16 protein-coding genes are annotated in these 20,010 nt (G+C 54.6%); 7 read left to right on the top strand and 9 right to left on the bottom strand.

The genetic code is table 11. The features are described from left to right. Window positions 1-43 precede the first annotated feature (43 nt). The 3 genes from LAO21_16255 (at window position 44) to truB (ending at window position 2,154) form a co-directional block, all read left to right on the top strand. On the top strand, window positions 44-325 hold the full coding sequence (locus LAO21_16255; GenBank protein ID MBZ5554271.1) for a DUF503 domain-containing protein: 282 nt from the start codon (window positions 44-46) through the stop codon (window positions 323-325). Between the two features lie 193 nt (window positions 326-518). After that, window positions 519-899, top strand: a complete 381-nt coding sequence (gene rbfA / locus LAO21_16250; GenBank protein ID MBZ5554270.1) for a 30S ribosome-binding factor RbfA — start codon at window positions 519-521, stop codon at window positions 897-899. A gap of 304 nt (window positions 900-1,203) precedes the next feature. Continuing rightward, window positions 1,204-2,154, top strand: a complete 951-nt coding sequence (truB, locus tag LAO21_16245) for a tRNA pseudouridine(55) synthase TruB (protein ID MBZ5554269.1) — start codon at window positions 1,204-1,206, stop codon at window positions 2,152-2,154. A 116-nt stretch (window positions 2,155-2,270) separates the two neighbouring features. On the opposite strand, the gene LAO21_16240 is transcribed toward truB, so the two are convergent. From LAO21_16240 to LAO21_16230, 3 genes are all read right to left on the bottom strand, one after another. Beyond that, a complete protein-coding gene (locus LAO21_16240; protein ID MBZ5554268.1) occupies window positions 2,271-2,606 on the bottom strand; it encodes a hypothetical protein in 336 nt (111 codons plus the stop codon). Window positions 2,607-2,732: 126 nt separating this feature from the next. Then, complete coding sequence (locus tag LAO21_16235) at window positions 2,733-4,118, bottom strand: amino acid permease (GenBank protein ID MBZ5554267.1); 1,386 nt, start codon at window positions 4,116-4,118, stop codon at window positions 2,733-2,735. A gap of 71 nt (window positions 4,119-4,189) precedes the next feature. Beyond that, window positions 4,190-5,737, bottom strand: a complete 1,548-nt coding sequence (locus LAO21_16230) for a sodium:solute symporter (protein ID MBZ5554266.1) — start codon at window positions 5,735-5,737, stop codon at window positions 4,190-4,192. 276 nt (window positions 5,738-6,013) lie between these two features. Here LAO21_16230 and LAO21_16225 point away from each other — a divergent pair, with 276 nt between their 5' ends. The 4 genes from LAO21_16225 (at window position 6,014) to LAO21_16210 (ending at window position 11,361) form a co-directional block, all read left to right on the top strand. Continuing rightward, window positions 6,014-6,757 carry a class I SAM-dependent methyltransferase gene (locus LAO21_16225; protein MBZ5554265.1) on the top strand — a complete coding sequence of 248 codons (744 nt, stop codon included), beginning with the start codon at window positions 6,014-6,016 and terminating at the stop codon, window positions 6,755-6,757. A gap of 126 nt (window positions 6,758-6,883) precedes the next feature. Continuing rightward, window positions 6,884-8,617, top strand: a complete 1,734-nt coding sequence (gene ggt, locus LAO21_16220; protein ID MBZ5554264.1) for a gamma-glutamyltransferase — start codon at window positions 6,884-6,886, stop codon at window positions 8,615-8,617. A gap of 203 nt (window positions 8,618-8,820) precedes the next feature. Further along, window positions 8,821-10,122: an asparagine--tRNA ligase gene (gene asnS / locus LAO21_16215; protein MBZ5554263.1), complete on the top strand. Its 1,302-nt coding sequence runs from the start codon at window positions 8,821-8,823 to the stop codon at window positions 10,120-10,122. A 75-nt stretch (window positions 10,123-10,197) separates the two neighbouring features. Next, window positions 10,198-11,361 carry a D-alanine--D-alanine ligase gene (locus LAO21_16210; protein MBZ5554262.1) on the top strand — a complete coding sequence of 388 codons (1,164 nt, stop codon included), beginning with the start codon at window positions 10,198-10,200 and terminating at the stop codon, window positions 11,359-11,361. Between the two features lie 32 nt (window positions 11,362-11,393). On the opposite strand, the gene LAO21_16205 is transcribed toward LAO21_16210, so the two are convergent. The 6 genes from LAO21_16205 to recO all read right to left on the bottom strand — a co-directional run bounded on the left by LAO21_16205 (window position 11,394) and on the right by recO (window position 19,742). Beyond that, window positions 11,394-11,603, bottom strand: coding sequence for a hypothetical protein (locus tag LAO21_16205; protein MBZ5554261.1), 210 nt, complete (start codon window positions 11,601-11,603; stop codon window positions 11,394-11,396). Between the two features lie 644 nt (window positions 11,604-12,247). Next, on the bottom strand, window positions 12,248-12,955 hold the full coding sequence (locus LAO21_16200) for a Crp/Fnr family transcriptional regulator (protein MBZ5554260.1): 708 nt from the start codon (window positions 12,953-12,955) through the stop codon (window positions 12,248-12,250). A 120-nt stretch (window positions 12,956-13,075) separates the two neighbouring features. Next, window positions 13,076-15,853, bottom strand: coding sequence for a pyruvate, phosphate dikinase (ppdK, locus tag LAO21_16195; protein ID MBZ5554259.1), 2,778 nt, complete (start codon window positions 15,851-15,853; stop codon window positions 13,076-13,078). A gap of 45 nt (window positions 15,854-15,898) precedes the next feature. After that, window positions 15,899-18,058, bottom strand: coding sequence for a glycine--tRNA ligase subunit beta (gene glyS / locus LAO21_16190; protein ID MBZ5554258.1), 2,160 nt, complete (start codon window positions 18,056-18,058; stop codon window positions 15,899-15,901). Further along, the gene (locus LAO21_16185) at window positions 18,055-18,945 is read right to left on the bottom strand and encodes a glycine--tRNA ligase subunit alpha (protein MBZ5554257.1); all 891 of its coding nucleotides are present in this window, start codon (window positions 18,943-18,945) and stop codon (window positions 18,055-18,057) included. The genes glyS and LAO21_16185 overlap by 4 nt, the downstream gene beginning before the upstream one ends. Then, on the bottom strand, window positions 18,942-19,742 hold the full coding sequence (gene recO, locus LAO21_16180; protein MBZ5554256.1) for a DNA repair protein RecO: 801 nt from the start codon (window positions 19,740-19,742) through the stop codon (window positions 18,942-18,944). Before recO ends, LAO21_16185 begins: the two co-directional genes overlap by 4 nt. Between the last annotated feature and the right edge of the window lie 268 nt (window positions 19,743-20,010).

Genomic DNA, 20,010 nt, shown 5'->3' with positions numbered 1-20,010 from the left:
AGCCGCGGCAGCGTGGACTGGCACGGGATCCCCTCCACACCCCATGGAAATCGCACTTCTCACCATCGACATCCACCTCCCGTACGCACAATCATTGAAAGATAAGCGTGAGGTGGTGCGCCAACTCAAGGATCGGCTCCGGGCGAAGTTCAACTGTTCGGTGGCTGAGGTGGATGCCAATGACTTATGGCAAATTTCCCATGTCGCTGTGGTGACCGTCAATTCAGATCATGTCCTTCTGGAACAAATGATGAGTGCGATGGAACGAGAAGCGGGGAGAATACTGGCCGGAAATGATTATGAATTTCACCGGGAATTCATGTAGCCTGGCGCCCACAAAGCTTCTGCCCGCAGGTGACCTGGACGGAAGAAGGGCTCACTTTCTCAGGGCGGGCGGCTGACCGGAGGATTCAAGAAATCCCGTCGCTGCTCCTGCCATGGAGACGGGGCTGTATATTTTAATTGAAAAGGGCTTTCGGAAGAAATCAGGGTGTCGATTCTGAGTTTCGAGGACGGCAATGAAGGAACCCTCACGACGACCGGAACAAGTGGCTGACCAGGTCAGAATGGCCGTCGGAGAATTGCTGCTGCGGCAATTGCACGATCCGCGCATCGGTTTCACGACAGTGACCGGAGTGAAAATGTCGCCCGACCTCCGTTTTGCGCGGATCTATGTCAGTGTGTTTGGCGGGGAGGAAGCGAAGAAGAAGACCCTCGAGGGTTTGCATGCGGCGGCGGGGTTTATTCGACGGGAGTTGGGGCACCAATTGAAGCTCCGTTACACGCCGGAAATCGCATTCGAGTATGATGAGTCGGTTGAATATGGCGCCCACATTGAGGATGTCATCCAGCAACTGAAGAAATCATCCGACGCCGATGAAGAGGAGAATGAAAAGTAGGGAATCCATCGAACGTCGGGTGTCGTCGTGTCATAATCAAAACCCTGAGCGAGGCGAGCCGAAGTCTTGTCATCCGTGGTAACCGATCTTCGCGGGTGGACGCAGCCGAGTCATCCCGGTCACACTTAACCTCGATTCTGAAGACCACCGTTTGCCGCAGGAAAAACATCGCGCCCCGTTGAAAAGAACGGTATGGCATCACCCCAACCGATTCATTCATTCTTCCGCAGGCCCGATCCGGCGCTCTGCCGACCCCCTGTCATTTTTCCCCGCAACGGAGTTCGGGTCTCAACTTAGAAAAATCATGATCGATGGCGTCGTTGTAATTGATAAGACCCCAGGAGTCACATCCCACGATGTCGTCGCCCGGGTGCGTAAAATCACAGGCCACGCCCGGGTCGGGCACTTTGGAACCCTGGACCCCATGGCCACCGGGGTTCTTCCCGTCGCCTTGGGGAAGGCCACTCGACTTCAACAGTTCTATTTGGGGTCGAGGAAGAGCTACTGCGGAACCATCCGCTTCGGTTTCTCGACCTCCACTTACGACTCGGATGGCCGCCCCACTTCGGAGGCAAGGGCTGTCTCAATTTCAGCGATTGACCTGGAGATCGTGCGGAGACAGTTTGTCGGCCCCATCCAGCAAACTCCGCCGGCGTTTTCAGCCAAGAAGATCGGGGGTATTTCTTCCCATAAACTGGCAAGAAAAAACCAGCCGGTTGAACTCAAGCCCATTCAGGTCGAGATCTTCAGATTGGACTTATCGTTAGTCTCCGCCGCGGAGGCGGAGTTCGAAGTGGAGTGTTCAGGGGGCACATACGTCCGTTCGCTGGCCCATGAAATGGGGTTGAAGCTGGGTTGTGGTGCCCACCTCACGTCGCTGAGAAGACTCGCCAGTGGGGAATTTACCCTGGCAAAAGCACTGGACTTCAATCTTCTGAAGAAGGAAGCGCAAGGTGATTTCTCCCAAGTTGATTGGATGGACTATTTGATACCTATCAACATGCTCTTGCCTGGGATGGCTTCGGTAGGTGTTCCCGATGAGGATCTCGACCGAGTCAAACACGGCATGTCTTTCCGCGTTAAAAGAATGGAGGTCTCAAGCGAAGTGTTAATCCTCACCTCCTCCCCTGCTCCAAACTGGGTCAGATTGTTAAGCGGACCAGATGTCCTCATTGGAATGGGGATGATTGACCAGTCCAAAACCATGGATGACCTGTGGGAGATAAAACCGAAGGTCATCCTCTCGCCCGCGTAAAGAAGATCCCGGGTCACCTTAATTCGAGAGGGAGTCACGCTCTTTCAGCCACAAAAAAAGCACTCCATTGGATGGAGTGCTTTTTGATGAGCGTCGGTGAAGGGTGTGGCCTCTGGCTACATCTTCCCGGATGCTTGGATTGATGTCACATGGATGGTGTCGCCATCCAGAGTCCCCGTAACCTTTACTTCGTGACCGCCCAGACCCTTTGCCTTATCGGCAGGATCCAGTTTAAAAACTTTACTGTCAGCGCCATTGACGAACACATAGGAATTACCGCCCTTGATGCACTTCTCCACGCAGGTCTCAGCGGCCTTGCTGGCCTTGGCATGCATCGCGCCGCAGTGTGAATCGCTGATGGTACCAGTCCAGCTGGCGTCCGCTGCGTAAAGCATTGAAGCGCTAAGCACAAGGGCAAGAACCAGAAGGATACTACTCAAGCGTCGTGTCATAAACACTCCTCCATCGATTAAAGTTCAAGTTGGTTTGCATTCGATCCCAAAGATGATACCCAACCTTGACGTTCACGTCAAGATCTATGCTGACTGGTCGCGAATATTCACTTCATTTAACTTGTTCTAAGATCTCGCCGTTCGTTTTCGCCTCCAATACCAGAATGCGGGCAGGCCGAGGGAAATCAAAAAAAGCCCCATAAGAGAGTCCTTGGCATCTGTCATGACGGTGTTTATTAATAAGAACAGGGCAACCAGGACGAAGAGGAGGGGAACGAATGGATACCCCCAAGTCTTATACGGGCGAGGAAGGCCAGGATACTTCTTCCGAAGGATGAACACGCTCGTCGTTCCGAGGGCGTAAAGTATCCACTCACCGAAGATGACGTAGGTTAGTAACTGGTCGTAAGTTCCCGTGAGGGTCAGAAGGGAAGCCCAAGTCGCCTGCACAAGGATAGAGAAAACCGGGGTCCGGTATTTGGGATGAACTTTGGCAGCCCGGGCGAAGAACAATTCGTCTTCGGCCATGGCGAAGTAGATACGCGCCCCCGAGAGAAGGGAGCCATTAATGGCCGCGAAGGACGAGATCAGGACGGCCACCACTACAAACGTCCCTCCGGCGTTCCCGAGGAAGGTACGAGCAGCCTCTGAGGCCACTCGTGGAGAAGCAGCCAGACGGTCGAGGGGAAGAGCGTAGAAGTACATCAAATTGGCCAGCAGGTAAAGAAGCATGACGCCGCCGGTCCCATAGATCAGCGCCAGCGGGAGATTGCGTTGGGGGTCCTTGATTTCGCCGGCGACCATGTTGACATTGTTCCATCCATCGTATGCCCAGAGTGCCTTGACCATGGCGACGCCGAAAAGGCTCAGCAGTCCGGTTTGGGCGAGGGGAGTGAGATGAGAGGAGAAGTGGGACATGGATCCGCGTCCCATCACCAGTCCCAGCACGACGAGAAGCAAAATGACTCCCACCTTGAGTGAAGTGAGAAAGCTCTGCAGCCGGCCCCCGATCACGACCCCAAACACGTTGACCAGGGATAAAAACCAAATCACGCAAATGGCAACCATGACTTGGTGGCCCAACGTGAGAGCAGCGGGATGGCCGAAGAAGCTGTATTCGTAGCGGAAATAGATTGTGTTCACCGGGACCAGGTCGCTGAAGTAGAGGGCGAAACCCGTTGCCAGGGCTGCCAGTGATCCCGTCTTTCCGACCAGGAAATAGGTCCACCCATAAAGGAATCCGAACAAGGGTCCGTAGGCTTCACGAATGTAGACATACTCCCCGCCGGCCGCCGGGAATGCCGCCCCGAGTTCCGCATAGGTCAAGGCACCTGCCATCGAAAGGAATCCGGCGAAAATCCATACGGTAAAGACTAGAAGAGGGGTGCTTACGGCCTGTGCCATGTAGGCGGGAACAATGAAGATACCGGTCCCGATGACGGTACCCATCACGATCGACGAGGCATCCATCAGGGTCAGGCCACGAACAAGTTTCTCATCGGGAGAGATCATGGGGTCAGTGGATTCCAGCCCTAAATTCGAAAAAGGTACCAGCCCCGGCCCACCTCTAGATCAGCAGCCAATCACAGTAGGGAAGAGGGGGTTGACTGTCGGGGTTTGAGGATCTTGCTGAAAAACATTCCCAGGGCAAAGGTGACTGCCGTTCCGATCAGCGTGTACCACGGCCACCCGATCTTCACAATGTGGGAGGGTGCGATCCGGAGCCATCCGGTCCCAGCCCACTCGTTCCATGCGGGCGCCCATCTTGGAAAAAACTGGATTGCGACCATGGTGATCAGGCTCGCGGTCATTCCAATCATGCCACCGCGCTCATTCGCGCTTCGCGTGAGCACGCCCATCAGGAAGATCCCGAGCAGTGCTCCATACGTCACCGAGGCGATGGTCAATCCCACTTCCAACACCGACCCCCACTGACGGGCCAGCACGGCGATGCCAATCAGAATCAGCCCCCACACCACCGTCAACCAGCGCGAGAGTCGGAGGTAATGCGCGTCACTCGCCTCCGGCCGGAACAAGGGCTTGTAGAAATCCATCAGAGTCGTCGAAGCCAATGAATTAAAGGAGCTCGAAAGATTCGCCATCGCGGCTGCAAGGATGGCCGCGACAATAATGCCCGAGACGCCGGTGGGGAGCTGGGTGATGACAAAAGTGGGGAAGATGTAATCGTTGGTTTTGAAGGCCAGGGTCGTAGGAAATTTCTGGTAGAAGACCCACAGCATCACTCCGATAAAGAGAAACAGCGAGAATTGGAAGAGCACTACGAACCCGCTGGTGATGAGCGCTTTTTTGCTGTCGTGTTCGTTGCGCGCCGTCAGCAACCGCTGGACGATCAATTGATCGGTCCCATGACTCGCCATGGTAAGGAAGGTCCCGCCAAAAATCCCGGCCCAGAACGTATAGGTCTTCGTCAGAGAGAACGTGAAGTCCAGGAAAGAAAGCTTCGATCCCGCCATCGACACGATCTCGGACAGGCCACCCGGAATGCGATGCCAGATCATTGCGAAAGCGATCAGCGTTCCCCCGATGTAAATGCAGAGCTGAATGACGTCAGTCCATATGACGGCGGTCATGCCGCCTTCAAATGTGTAGAAAAGCGTCAGAAGCGTGATGATGATGATTGACCAGACGTCACCATGCTTCAGGGCGAAGCGGTCAAAAAGGGAAGTGAGGGCAATATTGACAACGATGGAGATGGCAAAGACCCGGACCCCTTCCGCCAGTCCGCGCATGATCAGGAAAATGGAGGCGGTGTAGTTTTTAATCCGATGTCCGAAGCGGCGCCGCATCAGTTCATACGCGGTGTAGAGTTCGCCCTTGTAATACTGCGGGATAAAGAGGAGGGAAATGATGAAACGCGCGATGACATAGCCAAACACGAGCTGAATGAACGCCAGATTCCCGCCGTAGGCGATCCCCGGCGTACTGATCACCGTCAAGGTGGAGGTCTCGGTGGCGACGATGGAGAGGCAGATGGCCCACCAGGGAACCGTCTTGCCCCCGAGGAAGTAGTCTTTGATGGATTTTTGTTTCTTTCGAAAGCGGGCGCCAAAAAGGGTAATGCCGACGAGGTAAATTAGGATGACAAAAAAATCAAGCGGCCTGAGCCCCAAACGAAGAACTCCTTGGAGAGATTAATGGCCAGCGACAGTCGTCTTGGTGTTCGCGCTCTCAAATCCCGCAAAATTGCGGTGAGTCTAAGCTGATTGGGAAAGTGAGTCAAGAAGTTTGGGCCCTAAGACTGTACCACCCCTCTCAGATCACAAGGGATCCTCTGAGGCGAGATCCGAGGATTCTCGTCAAACACATTTCTTATGCAAAACGGGTGAATTTGAATATAATCACGGCGAGGCATCAATCTCTATTTATCCGCGAATTCGAGGATACTCATGGCCTGGTATGAGGACGCATTCACCGAGGATTACGACCGTATTTATATGCACACCTTCACCGATGAGCGGAATCGAAGCGAGGCGGAGTTCATTGAATCCGCCCTCGGAGCCCCTGCCGATTCTGAGATACTCGATCTCGCCTGTGGGCATGGCCGGCACGCCCTCATTCTGGCCGAACAAGGCTTCAAGGTCACCGGGCTGGATCTCAGTGAGCGTTTCATTCGAATGGCCGAGGAAGAGGCCGGACGACGGCACCTCGAAGTACACTTTGAGGTGGGAGACATGCGGAGGCTCACTTACAAGAATAACTTTGAGGGGGTCTACTCCTACTTCACGAGCTTCGGATACTTTCCTCACCGGGAAAATATCAAGGTTCTGGAGGGGGTCGCCCGGGCCCTCCATAAGGGTGGAAAATTTCTCTTAGAAACGGTCAACCGGGATTGGATTTTGCACCAGATCGAGGCGCAGCCGCGGCGATGGGACGAACTGGAGCAGGACTATTTGTATCTGGATGACGTCAGTTATAACGCTCGGACCAGTCGCGTCCACGGGCGCCGGATCGTGATCGACAGGGGAGTTCACCGGGAGTTCAGCTTCGATCTGCGAGTGTACTCACTCTCAGAGTTGGAAGAGCTCATCGAATCGGTCGGCATGAAGATTGTTTCCACCTATGGCGGTCGGGACTGCTCTCCTTTTTCCATCTCCAGCCGCCGGATGGTGATCATCAGCGAGCGATCCTGATCATGGGGTCCTGGTTTTCGGAAATCCCCCCGGCTGACCAAACTTCCGTCGGTCAATCTGCAGCCTAAATCACGATTGGATGCGCGGGGTCCGGGCGGCACTTCATAGCTTGAGAGAGGTCAACTCATGAGCTCTCGCAAAGGCACTATTTTTCGAATCGGTTTGGTTCTAGGCCTCACCCTTTCTTGTTGGAACCCATGCCCATTTGCGGCGTCACATGCGCCGGTTCGGGGCCCCCGGGGAATGGTTGTCAGTTCCGAGGCCAAGGCCTCGAAAGTGGGGCTTGAAATCTTGGAGCGGGGCGGTAATGCCGTTGACGCGGCCGTGGCGGTCGGGTTCGCCCTGGCGGTGACCCATCCCTTTGCCGGCAACATTGGCGGTGGGGGATTCATGCTCATCCGGTTGAATAACGGAGAGACGGATTTCGTGGACTACCGGGAGATGGCGCCCGGCAAGGCGATGCCGAACATGTATCAGGACTCCGACGGAAATCTCGTCAAGGACGCCAGCATCGTGGGATACCGGGCAGTGGGTGTTCCTGGAACCGTGGCCGGTTTATATCTCGCCCTCCAGAAATACGGCACTCTGAAATGGTCGGACGTCATCCAGCCTTCGATCCATCTCGCCCGGGACGGGTTCAGTGTCAGCTACCCCTTCAGTCAATCCCTCCGCAATGCGGCAAAACTTCTTGCTCAATTTCCGGAATCAAAGCGGATCTTTCTGAGGGACGGAAGATTCTATGAGGAGGGAGAAATCTTCAAGCAGCCGGAACTGGCCGATACGCTGGAACGAATCGCCGCGAAGGGGCCGAGGGAATTTTACGAGGGGGAGACAGCGAGGAAGATGGCCGCGGATATGGCGGCGCACGGGGGACTTATCACCGAGAAGGATCTCAAGGAGTATTCAGCTAAACTGCGGGCTCCCGTAAGGGGAACTTACCGGGGATATGAAATCATTTCTGCGCCGCCTCCCAGCTCCGGCGGTACGGCCCTCATCGAAATTCTGAATACCCTGGAACATTTTGATCTCAAGTCGATGGGGGCCCTGTCGGCCGCTGCCCTCCACCTCGAAGCCGAGAGCATGCGCCGCGCCTTTGCGGACCGTGCGCAATTCATGGGCGACGCCGATTTTGTAAAGGTCCCGGTCGCGGGTCTCATCTCCAAAGAGTATTCCGATACCTTGGCGCGGGAAATTAATCCGACCGAAGCCACCGCGAGCGCGGCCGTCCACAATCCCAATCCCTTTGCGTACGAAGGCACCGAGACCACGCATTACTCCATTGTCGACCAGTGGGGAAATGCCGTGGCAAATACCTATACCTTGAACGCGGGTTACGGAAGCGGGGTGACGGTGAAGGGTCTCGGTTTCCTCTTAAATGATGAGATGGATGATTTCACAAGCAAGCCCGGAACCCCCAATATGTTCGGACTGATCCAGTCTCCAAGCAATTCGATTCAGCCGCGCAAGCGTCCCCTGTCGGCGATGACGCCCACTGTGGTGCTCAAAGACGGGAAGTTATTCATGGTGACAGGGAGTCCCGGAGGGCCCACCATCATTAATACGGTGCTTCAAACCATCATCAACGTCATCGATTTTGGGATGAACATTCAAGAGGCGGTGGACGCACCGCGCATTCACCATCAATGGATGCCTGATGAATTACAGGTCGAGCCCGTGGGCTTTTCGGCAGATACCTTGACCATTCTTCGCACTGAGGGGTATCAACTCAAACTCATGGTCTCCCCGTTGTGGGGCAACCAGTTCTTAGGGGACGCTCAAGCGATCCTGGTTGATCCCAAGACTGGAGTTCGAATGGGGGCCGCTGATCCCCGGCGGAGTGGCAAGGCCATGGGATATTGAGCTCACTTCCAGGGAGTCGGAATTAATCGGGTTCACGGTCGCGATGTCTCGGGTGGCGGGAGTCAGTAGGAGCATGCCGGTGGTTCTCGGCGCAAGGTTCTATGCAAAGGCGGGAGGTTCTGCTAGATTACCGCCTTTCCTGTTGGTGATGTGAGCACGTGCGGCTGGCAGCGCTGAGGAGTCGCACTGACAAGGAGGTTGGCGTGGTTTCTGCGACCATCGAGAAGATTGCCCGGCACGTCGGGGAGACGGTGGAACTCAAGGGATGGTTGTACAACCTGCGGGAAAGCGGGAAGCTGTTGTTCCCTCAGTTCCGGGACGGCACAGGGATCATCCAGGGCGTCGTTTCCGCGAAAGAGGTCTCCCCCGAAGTTTTTCAAATTGCCAAGAACCTGAGTCAGGAATCCTCAGTCATTATTCAAGGAACGATCCGGGAAGAAAAGCGCGCGCCAGGCGGCTTTGAAATCAGTGTGACCCACCTCGAACCTGTGCAAACGGTTTCACCCAACGATCCCTACCCGATCACTCCCAAAGAGCACGGTATCGAATTTCTATTGGATCGACGGCACCTGTGGCTCCGCTCCTTGCGCCAACATGCCATCCTGAAGGTGCGTCACGAGGTGATCCGCGCGGTTCGCGATTACTTCGACTCCCACGACTTTACCTTGGTGGACACTCCTGTGTTTACACCGGCGGCCTGTGAAGGGACAACCACATTATTCGAGGTGGATTATTTCGGGCAGAAGGCCTTTTTGACGCAGTCGGGACAGCTTTACAACGAAGCAACAGCGGCTGCCTTTGGGAAGACCTACTGCTTTGGGCCAACGTTTCGGGCTGAGAAATCCAAGACCCGGCGGCACCTGACTGAATTCTGGATGGTCGAACCCGAGATGAGCTATGCGCGCCTGGAAGACGTCATGAATTTGGCCGAAGATTTCATCTGCTCGATTGTCGGGCGAGTCATCACCAACCGCCGGGCTGAGTTAAAGGCGCTGGAACGCGATATGGCCCCCCTTGAAAGAGTGCAGAAACCCTTTCCCCGGTTGCATTACGACGATGCGGTGAAGTTGCTCAAGGAAAAGGGCACCGCATTTGAGTGGGGAGGGGACTTCGGGGCACCGGACGAGACCCTGATCTCAGAGAATTTTGACCGTCCGGTCCTGGTGCATCATTACCCGAGCCAGGTGAAGGCGTTCTACATGGAACCCGATCCTCACCGGCCAGAATTGGCCTGCTGCGTTGATGTGCTGGCACCGGAAGGGTACGGCGAGATCATCGGGGGAGGGGAGCGCCTCTCAAGCTATGAAGGCCTGGTCAAGCGAATTCAGGAGCACAATTTGCCGCCAGAAGCATTCACCTGGTACCTGGATCTGCGAAAGTATGGCAGCGTCCCCCATGGCGGATTTGGAATGGGGATTGAACGATGTGTCGCCTGGATCTGTGGAATTGAACATCTGCGGGAGGCGATCCCTTTCCCGAGAACGATTCAAAGGAACTATCCCTGAGACGATAAGGGTTCGAAACGCTCTTACAAATTTTGAATGTGTAGGTGCCAGAAGGTCTAACGCATGGCAAAGAAGATCCGGGTTGGAGTCATTTTTGGGGGCAAGTCATCGGAGCACGAGGTCTCTCTCTCCTCTGCGGCATCCATCATTGCGTCCATCGACAGGGACAAATATGAGATTGTGCCTATTGGGATTACCAAGACCGGACGATGGGTCTTGGGAGAGGGCGCCAAGAAACTGATCCCGCAAGAGGTCATCGAGGCAGGCCGGCCCATTCTGATCCCCCCGGATCCGCAAGTGAAAGAGATCCTCCCAATGCCCGCGCCCTCGGAAAGTCAGGGCGGGTCAACTGCATCCCTGGCACATCGTCCCTCCCGGGGCCCCCTCGAAAGCAATGCAATCGATGTGGTTTTTCCTGTTCTGCACGGCCGCTTCGGCGAAGACGGGACGATTCAAGGGCTGTTGGAGTTGGCGGGAATCCCTTATGTGGGCGGAGGAGTCCTGGCCTCCGCCGTGGGCATGGACAAGGATGTCATGAAGCGGCTGTTCAGGGATGCGGGGCTCCCGATTCCGAAATTTCTGGTCTTCAGGAAAGAGGAACTCAGTTCACGTCGTGCCGCCTGCAAACAAAGCATCGCCTCAAAAATTGGCTTCCCATGCTTTGTCAAACCGGCAAACTCCGGTTCGTCGGTGGGGATTCACAAGGTCCATTCCGTCAGAGAACTGGAGCGAGCCTTTGCGGATGCGCTCCGGTATGATGAAAAGGTGCTCGTGGAGCAGGGAATTGTTGGCCGAGAGATTGAATGCTCCGTTCTGGGCAACCAAGCCCCCTTGGCCTCGGTCCCCGGGGAGGTGATTTCGGTCCACGAATTTTATGATTATGAGGCGAAATACATCGATGAAGGCTCACGGCTGATCATCCCGGCAAAGCTCACGAAGGCCCAACTCAAGCGGGTCAGGAAGTTAGCAGTCGCCGCTTATACCGCCATCGACTGTACCGGGATGGCAAGAGTCGACTTCTTCGTCGAAAGGCCTTCTGGTAAGGTCTATGTCAATGAGATCAACACGATCCCGGGATTTACCAAGATCAGCATGTATCCAAAACTCTGGGAGGCCAGCGGAATCTCCTATACCGAACTGATCGACCGTCTGCTTCAACTGGCTATGGAGCGCCATGCCAGCCGGACCCAGTTGATATGCAGTTACGAAAGACCCAAACCGGGCCACCCCGGAGCCTGATTTCTTCCCCTCACACACCGTCAAGGCCGCTCTTACCCGACACCCTTCAGCTTCGATTTGATCTTCTTCGCAAGGGATTCGATTTCATCTGTTTTCTTCACAGCATCCAAAGGCAGCGTGTTTTCCCCGGCCTTATCGATCGAGCTCTTTAGATCCTGGACCGTCTTCAATAGCTGGTCCGCCAATTTCTTGGTGTCCTCGTAATTCTGCTTCTTCCTCGCAATTTCCCGCTTGCGTTCCATTTCTATTTCCTGCTCTGAAGGCCGTGGCTCCTGCGGTTCTCGAACTTGTGGAAGGGAGGCTGTCCTGGGATCCAAGTCACTCCGGCCTGAACCCTTAGAATGAGAGGAGGATGCCCCTGACTGGCAAAAAGAAGCTGCCACCCAGCCCACCGACGGCACGATGCAGAAAAAGAAAAAAAGTATGAATGCTAGAAGGGCTGGCTCCCGAATGGCCCTATTCCGACATCTTTGCATAGCTCACCTCGATGATCTGCAGATCCAGAGGGCGTAACACCTTCGGATGATAACTTAGGGCTTTTGGCGGCGTCACGCTAAAAGTCTCCGTGGCGCCATTACTCGATCCTCATTCCCCGCGATTTCATCCAGCACGATTGTCCCAACCTCCGGGTGCGCCAGGAGGTGAGGCATCCGGTTCGAAGAGTCCCAAGATGCAAAGAAGGGGGGAGTCGGGCTGGTCCCTGGATTCAATCAGATTTATTGACCATCAATGACCGATAACATATATTATGTAAAATACAGGGTGGGAAGGTTTGCACATTTTCACAGGTTATTCACATAAACCCTTCTTTTTTGGAAGAATGTGGCTGCTCAGAGTTCGCTGCGCTTTTAGACTATTTGTTTAGAATGGCTGTGGTATGCTATTGCTAGCTCTTTACTTGTGAACGGACATCCTTGGTTGGTCTCCCGAAGAAGCCGGGATGCAGTATGATGGAATTGCTTTCCGAGAAGCTGAGAACTTTACGTTTTTGACAGACAGTCAGGAAACGAGTAACGGTCTCACGGGAAGTCGCGGCCATATCTCCAATTTCCTGGTGAGTCAGGCGATACCTGAGCTGGACACCGGCTTCAGTTTGAAATCCGTTTTCCTGGGAGAGTTTTACCAGTGTGGCCTTGATTCTATTGTCCGCGTCCAGAATCGTCAGCGCCTGGATCTGGGACCAGGCCTTCCGGAGCTCTCCGCTGAGGACCTGGACCACCTTGAGCAGCACCTTCTGGTTGTTCAAAACCACGCTCAGAAAATCCTGTTTATTCATGCACCAGATCACGACCGAGGTCATGGCGGTGACTGACGCAGGGACCATCCGGTTATCCAACAGCGAAAGTTCACCAAAGGAGTCGCCTTCCTTATGAATGGTCAGGATCCGCTCTTTGCCATTGGCAGCCATTTTGGTGACCTTGACCTGGCCCTTTTTGACGATGTACATGTAATTCCCGGCCTCTTCTTCAAGGAAAACAATCTGGTGTTTGGAAAATTTGCGCTCCTGGATTAAAAAGGCGACCCGCTCCAGTTCTCTCGGAGGAAGATCAGCAAACAGCATGGTTCGTTTGAGAAAGGCAAGGTCCGATATCATGATTCTGCCCTCGGGAAGAGACAAGCCCTCTTCAGGTTGAGGTTAAATCATACACCCTATGAGCGGAAAAAACCTTCTGCTTCTTATATCACACTTAATAAAGACGCATCCTCAGCGGGATCAAACCGTGCGGCCGCTTTCGCTCTTGTCCTGGATGGTCGCTTGCGCCGCTGCAAGTCGCGCAATAGGAACTCGATACGGCGAACAGCTCACGTAATTAAGGTGGTTTCGGAAACAAAATTCGACAGACCGGGGATCTCCACCATGTTCTCCGCAGATGCCCACCTTCAACTGGGGCCGCGCCGCCCGGCCCTTCTCGACCGCCCAGGTGATTAATTGGCCCACCCCCTCCTGATCGAGTGTCTGAAAGGGGTCGTCCTTCAGGATGCCATTGTCAATATAAAACGGGAGGAATTTGCCCGCATCATCGCGGCTCAGCCCGTAAGTCATCTGGGTGAGGTCGTTTGTGCCGAAGGAAAAAAACTCGGCGACCGAGGCGATTTCTCCGGCGGTCAAAGCAGCGCGTGGAAGCTCAATCATCGTTCCCACTAGATATTCTAGTGATACTTTAAGTCTAGATTTAACTTCTTCTGCTACTTTTCTTACAGATGTTTCCTGAAGTTTTAGTTCATTAATGTGGCCCACCAGGGGAATCATGACTTCCGGGATGACCTTGATGCCTTCCTTCTGGACCTGAGCAGCTGCTTCAAAGATCGCCCGGGCCTGCATTTCCGTGAGTTCGGGATAGACAATCCCAAGCCGGCATCCCCGATGTCCCAGCATCGGGTTGACCTCGTGCAGGGCTGCAAATTTAGCCATTAGATCGCTGGCCGGGTATCCGAGCTTCTTCGCCAGCTTCCGGACGTCGGCCTCCGTGTGCGGGAGGAACTCATGCAAGGGGGGATCCAGGGTGCGGATGGTGACAGGAAGGCCATCCATGGCGCGGAAGATCCCCACGAAGTCCTGGCGTTGCATGGGGAGGAGTTTCTTAATGGCCCCAAAGTAGAGCGCCTTGGGAGTCTCGACCTGCTTCTTCAGGGTCGCCACTTCCCTCTTCAATTCCTTGATTTTCTTCTGCGAAGTGACTTTGACGAGTTCGGTTTCAATCCGCTGGATTTGAAACTGGAACCTCTTGTAATCGGCGGCTCCGACAATCATCTGCCGGACAGCGTCGATCCGATCTCCTTCAAAAAACATGTGTTCGGTGCGGCAGAGACCGATCCCTTCGGCGCCGAACTTGCGCGCAACCGTCGCGTCATGGGGCGTATCGGCGTTGGTCCGAACTTTCATGGTTCGGATCTTATCGGCCCAGTTCATGAGCTTAACAAAGGAGACATTAAGTTCCGGTTGAGGGTCAATCAATCGCGGGCGTCCCAGAATGACCTGGCCCGCTGTACCGTCTAAGGTAATCCAGTCCCCTTGCTTTATGGTTAGGTTATTTGCACTAAACAATTTCTTATCATACTTTATTTCCAACTCAGAACAGCCGGCGACACAACACTTCCCCATCCCGCGTGCGACGACGGCTGCGTGGGAGGTCATGCCTCCGCGAGCCGTCAAGATGGCTTGGGCGACCACCATTCCATGAAAATCCTCCGGCGATGTTTCAATGCGCACCAGGATCACTTTCTCACCTTTGGAAGCCTCCTTCTCCGCCAGGTCAGGATCAAAGACGACCCTGCCACTGGCGGCCCCCGGGCTGGCAGGGAGACCGGTTGCAATCACCTTGATCTTCTCCTGGGGATCCACCATGGGATGGAGCAACTGGTCGAGTTGACTGGGCTCTACCCGCATCAGGGCGGTTTCTTGGTCGATCATCCCTTCTTGGACCATGTCCACAGCGATCTTCACAGCCGCGGGCCCGGTTCGTTTTGCATTGCGCGTTTGCAGCATCCACAGCTTGCCGTTCTCGATGGTAAACTCCATGTCCTGAACATCCTTGTAATGCTTCTCCAACTGCCTGGCGAGTTTGGAGAACTCCTCGTAGACCGGGGGCATTTCATCCTTTAGTTGAGATATTGGCTTGGGGGTACGAACGCCCGCCACGACATCTTCTCCCTGGGCGTTCGGGAGGTATTCGCCATACAACTCGTTGTCGCCGGTGGCAGGGTTTCGAGTGAAAGCCACCCCGGTGCCAGAGGTGATTCCCATGTTTCCAAACACCATGGTCACGATATTGACGGCCGTCCCCAGGTCATCCGGAATCTTGTTCAGGCGGCGGTAGTCGATCGCCCGCTTTCCGTTCCAGGAAGAGAAGACCGCCTTAATGGCAAGATCAAGCTGCTTTAACGGATCCGATGGAAATTCCTCTCCCGTGGAACGCTTGATGATTTTTTTAAACGCCTTGCAGACTTCCCGGAGCGCACGGGCATCGAGATCGGTGTCCAGCTTCGCCTTGTTTGTTTTCTTGGCGTGGTCAAATGTCTCTTCGAACTGAATTGGATCAACCGACAGGACGATCTTCCCAAACATCTGGATGAATCGACGATAGGCATCATAGGCGAACCGCTCGTTGGAAGTCAGTCGCGCCATGGCCTCCACGGTCTTCTCATTGAGTCCGAGATTCAGGACCGTGTCCATCATGCCGGGCATTGAAAACTTGGCTCCGGAGCGAACGGAAACAAGGAGCGGTTTCTCGGTGGAGCCAAACATCTTCCCCGCCGTGGATTGGAGTCGCTCGATGGCCGCATTAATCTCAGAGCTGACGGCATCGGTCAATCGTCCTCCATTCTCATAGAAAAGTCGGCATGCCGACGTCGAGATGGTGAAGCCCGGCGGGACGGGCAGGCCGGCGTTGGTCATTTCTGCAAGCCCTGCTCCCTTCCCTCCCAGCAGATCTTTCATTTGGCCGTTTCCATCGGCCTTGCCGCTTCCAAAGTAATAAACGAACTTTTCCATAGCTTCGAATTCTCCCATCGTTAAAGGTTTAGGGCTGCGGATAAATTACAGACGGGGACTGGTCGCAGGTTGCAGCTCCGAAAAGTCTGCGATCTGAATGAATTCCCGATAAAGACTCAACAGCAAATTGAAGCGGTTCTGTCGGATGGCCGGTTTCTCGGCGTTCACCAGGACCTTCTCAAAAAAGCGGTCCACGGCGGGGCGCATCGAGGCGATGACTTCCAGGATCCCGGAATAGTCTTTCCTAACGTGAAGATCGATGAGGCTCCGTTTCAGGTCCTGGATCGCGGTGGAAAGCTCCCTTTCCTCGTCGTGCTCAAAGAGTTCGGGCTTGACCCCCGTATCGGCGCCTTCAAAATCCACCCCGCTCTTCCGGATGATGTTCTTAATACGCTTGAAGCTGACGGCGAGCGAGTCAAAGTCTTCCCGCTTCCGGGTTTCGTGCAGGGCCTGGGCCCGGGCCAGCAGGTCGCAAAGGTCCCAATGGTCCGTCGAGAGCACAGAGACCGCTTCGTCCCTCTCGATCTTCTCCCCAGCACCCAACTGGCCGGATTGAAGGAATACATGCTGCGAATGATCACGGAAGAATTCCAGGAGTGCATCCAGGACCTGCTGGTGTGCAAACTCCCGCACCTTCCGGTGAAGTTCTATGGATATCAATGCTAGCTTTCTCAGGTCGATGAAAATTGATTTTTCAAGTATTACTTTAATTATACCGTAGGCGAGTCTGCGGAGTCCAAACGGGTCTTTGCTCCCGGTGGGCCGATGTCCCAAGGTAAACGAGCCCACGATGGTGTCGATGCGGTCAGCGATCGAGATCACAGCTCCTGTGAGGCTATCAGGGACCGGCGATTCCAGGTTCTCGGGTTGATAATGCTCATAAATGGCGCGGCTCACTTCGATCGGTTCTCCCTGCTCTCGGGCATACAGTCCCCCGACAATGCCTTGCAATTCGGGGAATTCCTTTACCATCTGGCTCGTGAGGTCGCATTTACAAAGGTGCGCCGCACGCCTGAGCGCCTCCCTTCCTGCTTGCACTCCCCCCTCTTGGGCGATCCATTCCGCCAAAACCTCAATCCTTCGGGATTTCTCGGCATAGGATCCCAGTTTCTCCTGGAACACAACCTTTTCCAGCATGCCGCTGCGATCTTCAAGTTTTACTTTAAGATCGCTCTCCCAGAAGAATTCGGCATCCGCGAATCGAGCCCTCAGGACCCGCTCATGGCTCCGGCGAATATATCCGTGCGGATCCGATTCATTGTCGATCACCGCCACAAACCGGGGAAGGAGCACGTTCTCCCCCGCGCGAGTGTCAGCTCTCAGGACACAAAAATACTTTTGATGATCCCGCATCACCGCTTCCAGAATTTCCGCGGGGAGCTTTAGAAAATTGGGGTCAAATTCCCCCATGAAGGGGGTCGGATACTCGCTGAGGTTGACATGCGTTGAAAGCAACGTATTGTCCTTCAATATATTGGCACCAATATCTGAAACCAATCGTTTCACTCCGTCTTGAATTCGCTCCCTCCTCTTTTCAGGATCCAAGAGAACCTTTGCCTTGAAAAGATGCTCTTCATATTCTGAGAAACTGTGAATCGCGATTCGGCGGGGTTGCAGGATGCGGTGACCGTAGGTGTTGTTACTGGATTTGGCCTCCCCGATCTGGAACCGGAGGGGCTTCCCATCAAAAACGCAGCAGAGCCATCGTATGGGCCTCAGAAACTGCGGTCCGTCGGGAGCGCTCCAATACATCGCTTTTGGCAACGGAATGGATAAGATCGTTTCCGAAAGTCCGCTTTTCAAAATCTGTTCGGTGGCAAGCCCTCCTTGGATCCTCTTCGCCGAGACGTAATCACCCTTGGCCGTGCTGACTACAGCCAACTCTTCAACTTTTACACTATTTTTATTGGCAAAGCTGACGGCCGCCTGGGTGACCCTGCCCTGCGAATCAAACGCTACGCTCTTGGGTGGGCCGATGACTCTCTCCTCTAGTGCGGCTTGTCGCTTTGCCATCTGGGGGACCACAACGACCAGCCGCCTGGGAGTATAGAATGAGCGGATTCCCACATCACCCACGGTGATGCGCTCTTTCTCCAGGAGTTCTCCGAGCTTCCGAGCGAGCTCCCGCGACAGATCGGTCAGAAATCTCGCAGGGATTTCTTCGCAACCGACCTCGAGCAAGAATTCAGCGGCTCCAGAGTTCAAGCGGAGATCTCCTCGGAATAGAGTCTGGCGACCTGGCAGGTCAGATCCCTCACTCGGGACATAAGGGAGACGCGCTCAGTCACACTCACTGCGCCTCTTGCATCCAAAACATTAAATAAGTGCGAGCATTTCAAACAAAAATCATATACTTGTAAAAGTGGAATCCTGTCTCCTATGTCTCCCTTCGGAATGCGGTCGGAAGGCCCAAGTAATCGTTTGGCTTCCCGCTCATAGGAGTCGAAGATCTGGTAAAGGGTAGGTATGTCTGCCAACTCAAAATTGTAAATCGAAAACTCACGCTCCGCCCTTTGACGGATGTCGGCGTAAGTCTTTCCGGCCCCCCATTGGATTTCAAAGACGCTATCCACATTCATGAGAAAGGCCGCGATTCTTTCCAATCCGTAGGTAAGTTCGACTGAGGCGGGATTCAGATTGATCCCGCCGCTTTGCTGGAAGTAGGTAAATTGGGTGATCTCCAGGCCGTCCAGCATGACTTGCCATCCCATCCCCCAGGCTCCCAGCGTCGGCGCCTCCCAGTTGTCCTCTTCGAACTTGATGTCATGCTCGCGCAGGGTAATCCCCAGTTTTTCAAGGCTCTTCAAATAAACATCCTGAACGTCGACCGGCGGGGGCTTCAAAATCACTTGGAACTGAGAATGCTTTTCGAGGCGATTGGGGTTGATCCCATAGCGGCCGTCGGCAGGGCGCCGACTGGGCTGGACGTAGGCAACACGATATGGGGAGGGACCAAGCACCCTGAAGAAGGTCTCGGGATGCATCGTTCCAGCCCCGACCTCCACATCGTACGGCTGCTGGATCACGCAATCCTCCTGCGACCAAAACCTCTCCAGCTCGAAAATGATCTCTTGAAATGTGAGTTTCTTCATGATGGCACGGGGATGTTGCTAGCGGTCGCGTCCGGCGAGTTCACCGCGCTTCTTCTCAGATCATGCAATAAGTCAATACTTTTGATGGGCTTCTCCACCGCAGCCACAACCAACCGTTCAAGAATTGAATTGAACTTGTCAAACGATGCCAGCGCAAAGATCCTTCTTCCCAGGATCTGCCGAATGGATTCTCGGGCAAAAATCTGGGCCAAGGCGATGCAATCAGGTGTCAGCACTGCCCCGCCGGAGCTTCTACAGTCCGGGCAAAAAACCTTGTGTTCCGAGAGAAGCAGACGGCCTCCCTGCTGACTGAGGGGGGTCCCACATTGGACACAGACATCCAGGACGGGAAGAAGTCCTGACAGACGAAGCATCCAGAAATTGAAGTAGGCCAGGAGCGGGATAATCCCGACCCCCTCTCTTCGCGACTGCAGAATGGAGAGAAGCAGCCGGAAGACCTTAGGGTTCGCTTCCCGGTCAGGCAGGAAGGCATCGATAATCTCCACCACGTAGGCGCACGCCACCTGGAACCCGTAGTCCGCCTGGAGGTCAAAAAAAGTCTCTTCCAGGTCGCACCGGTTCAGATAGACCAGATCGCGGTTCTCGCGCTCGTAGAACTCGATTCGGAGGTGAGAGAGCGGCTCAAGGTTTCCCGAGAACCTGTTCTTAAGGCGACGCGCGGATTTGGCCACGGCACGGATTTTTCCAAATTCACGGGTAAACAGAGTCGCGATGAGGTCGGCCTCAGCAAGAGAGTAGTCCCTTAAAACGATGGCTTCCGCTTGGGTCAAAGGCATAATAGGCGGTCGGCATGCCGACGCTGGTTGATAATATTCACTCGCGCTCGAAAATATCACACGAAGCCGAATTTATAAAGTTGCAAATGTCATCCCGCCAAGGAAAAATGCGGCCCCCCATCGATCGCCGCGCAGATTCAATGCCGCAATCGACAGGAAGGTCGTCCCTGCCGGGCCTCCGAACGACGCTCTTTGTGTTATGTCAAGTCAGCGCGTTTTGGGAATTGCGTTATCAGACCTTGCGCGGGGTTGAGCTTCCCTGGGTCAG

The organism is Terriglobia bacterium (genome assembly GCA_020073085.1).
GTDB lineage: Bacteria > Acidobacteriota > Terriglobia > JAIQFV01 > JAIQFV01 > JAIQFV01.
The sequence above is the reverse complement of the archived record's forward strand: the minus strand, read 5'-3'. Positions and strand labels throughout refer to the sequence as shown.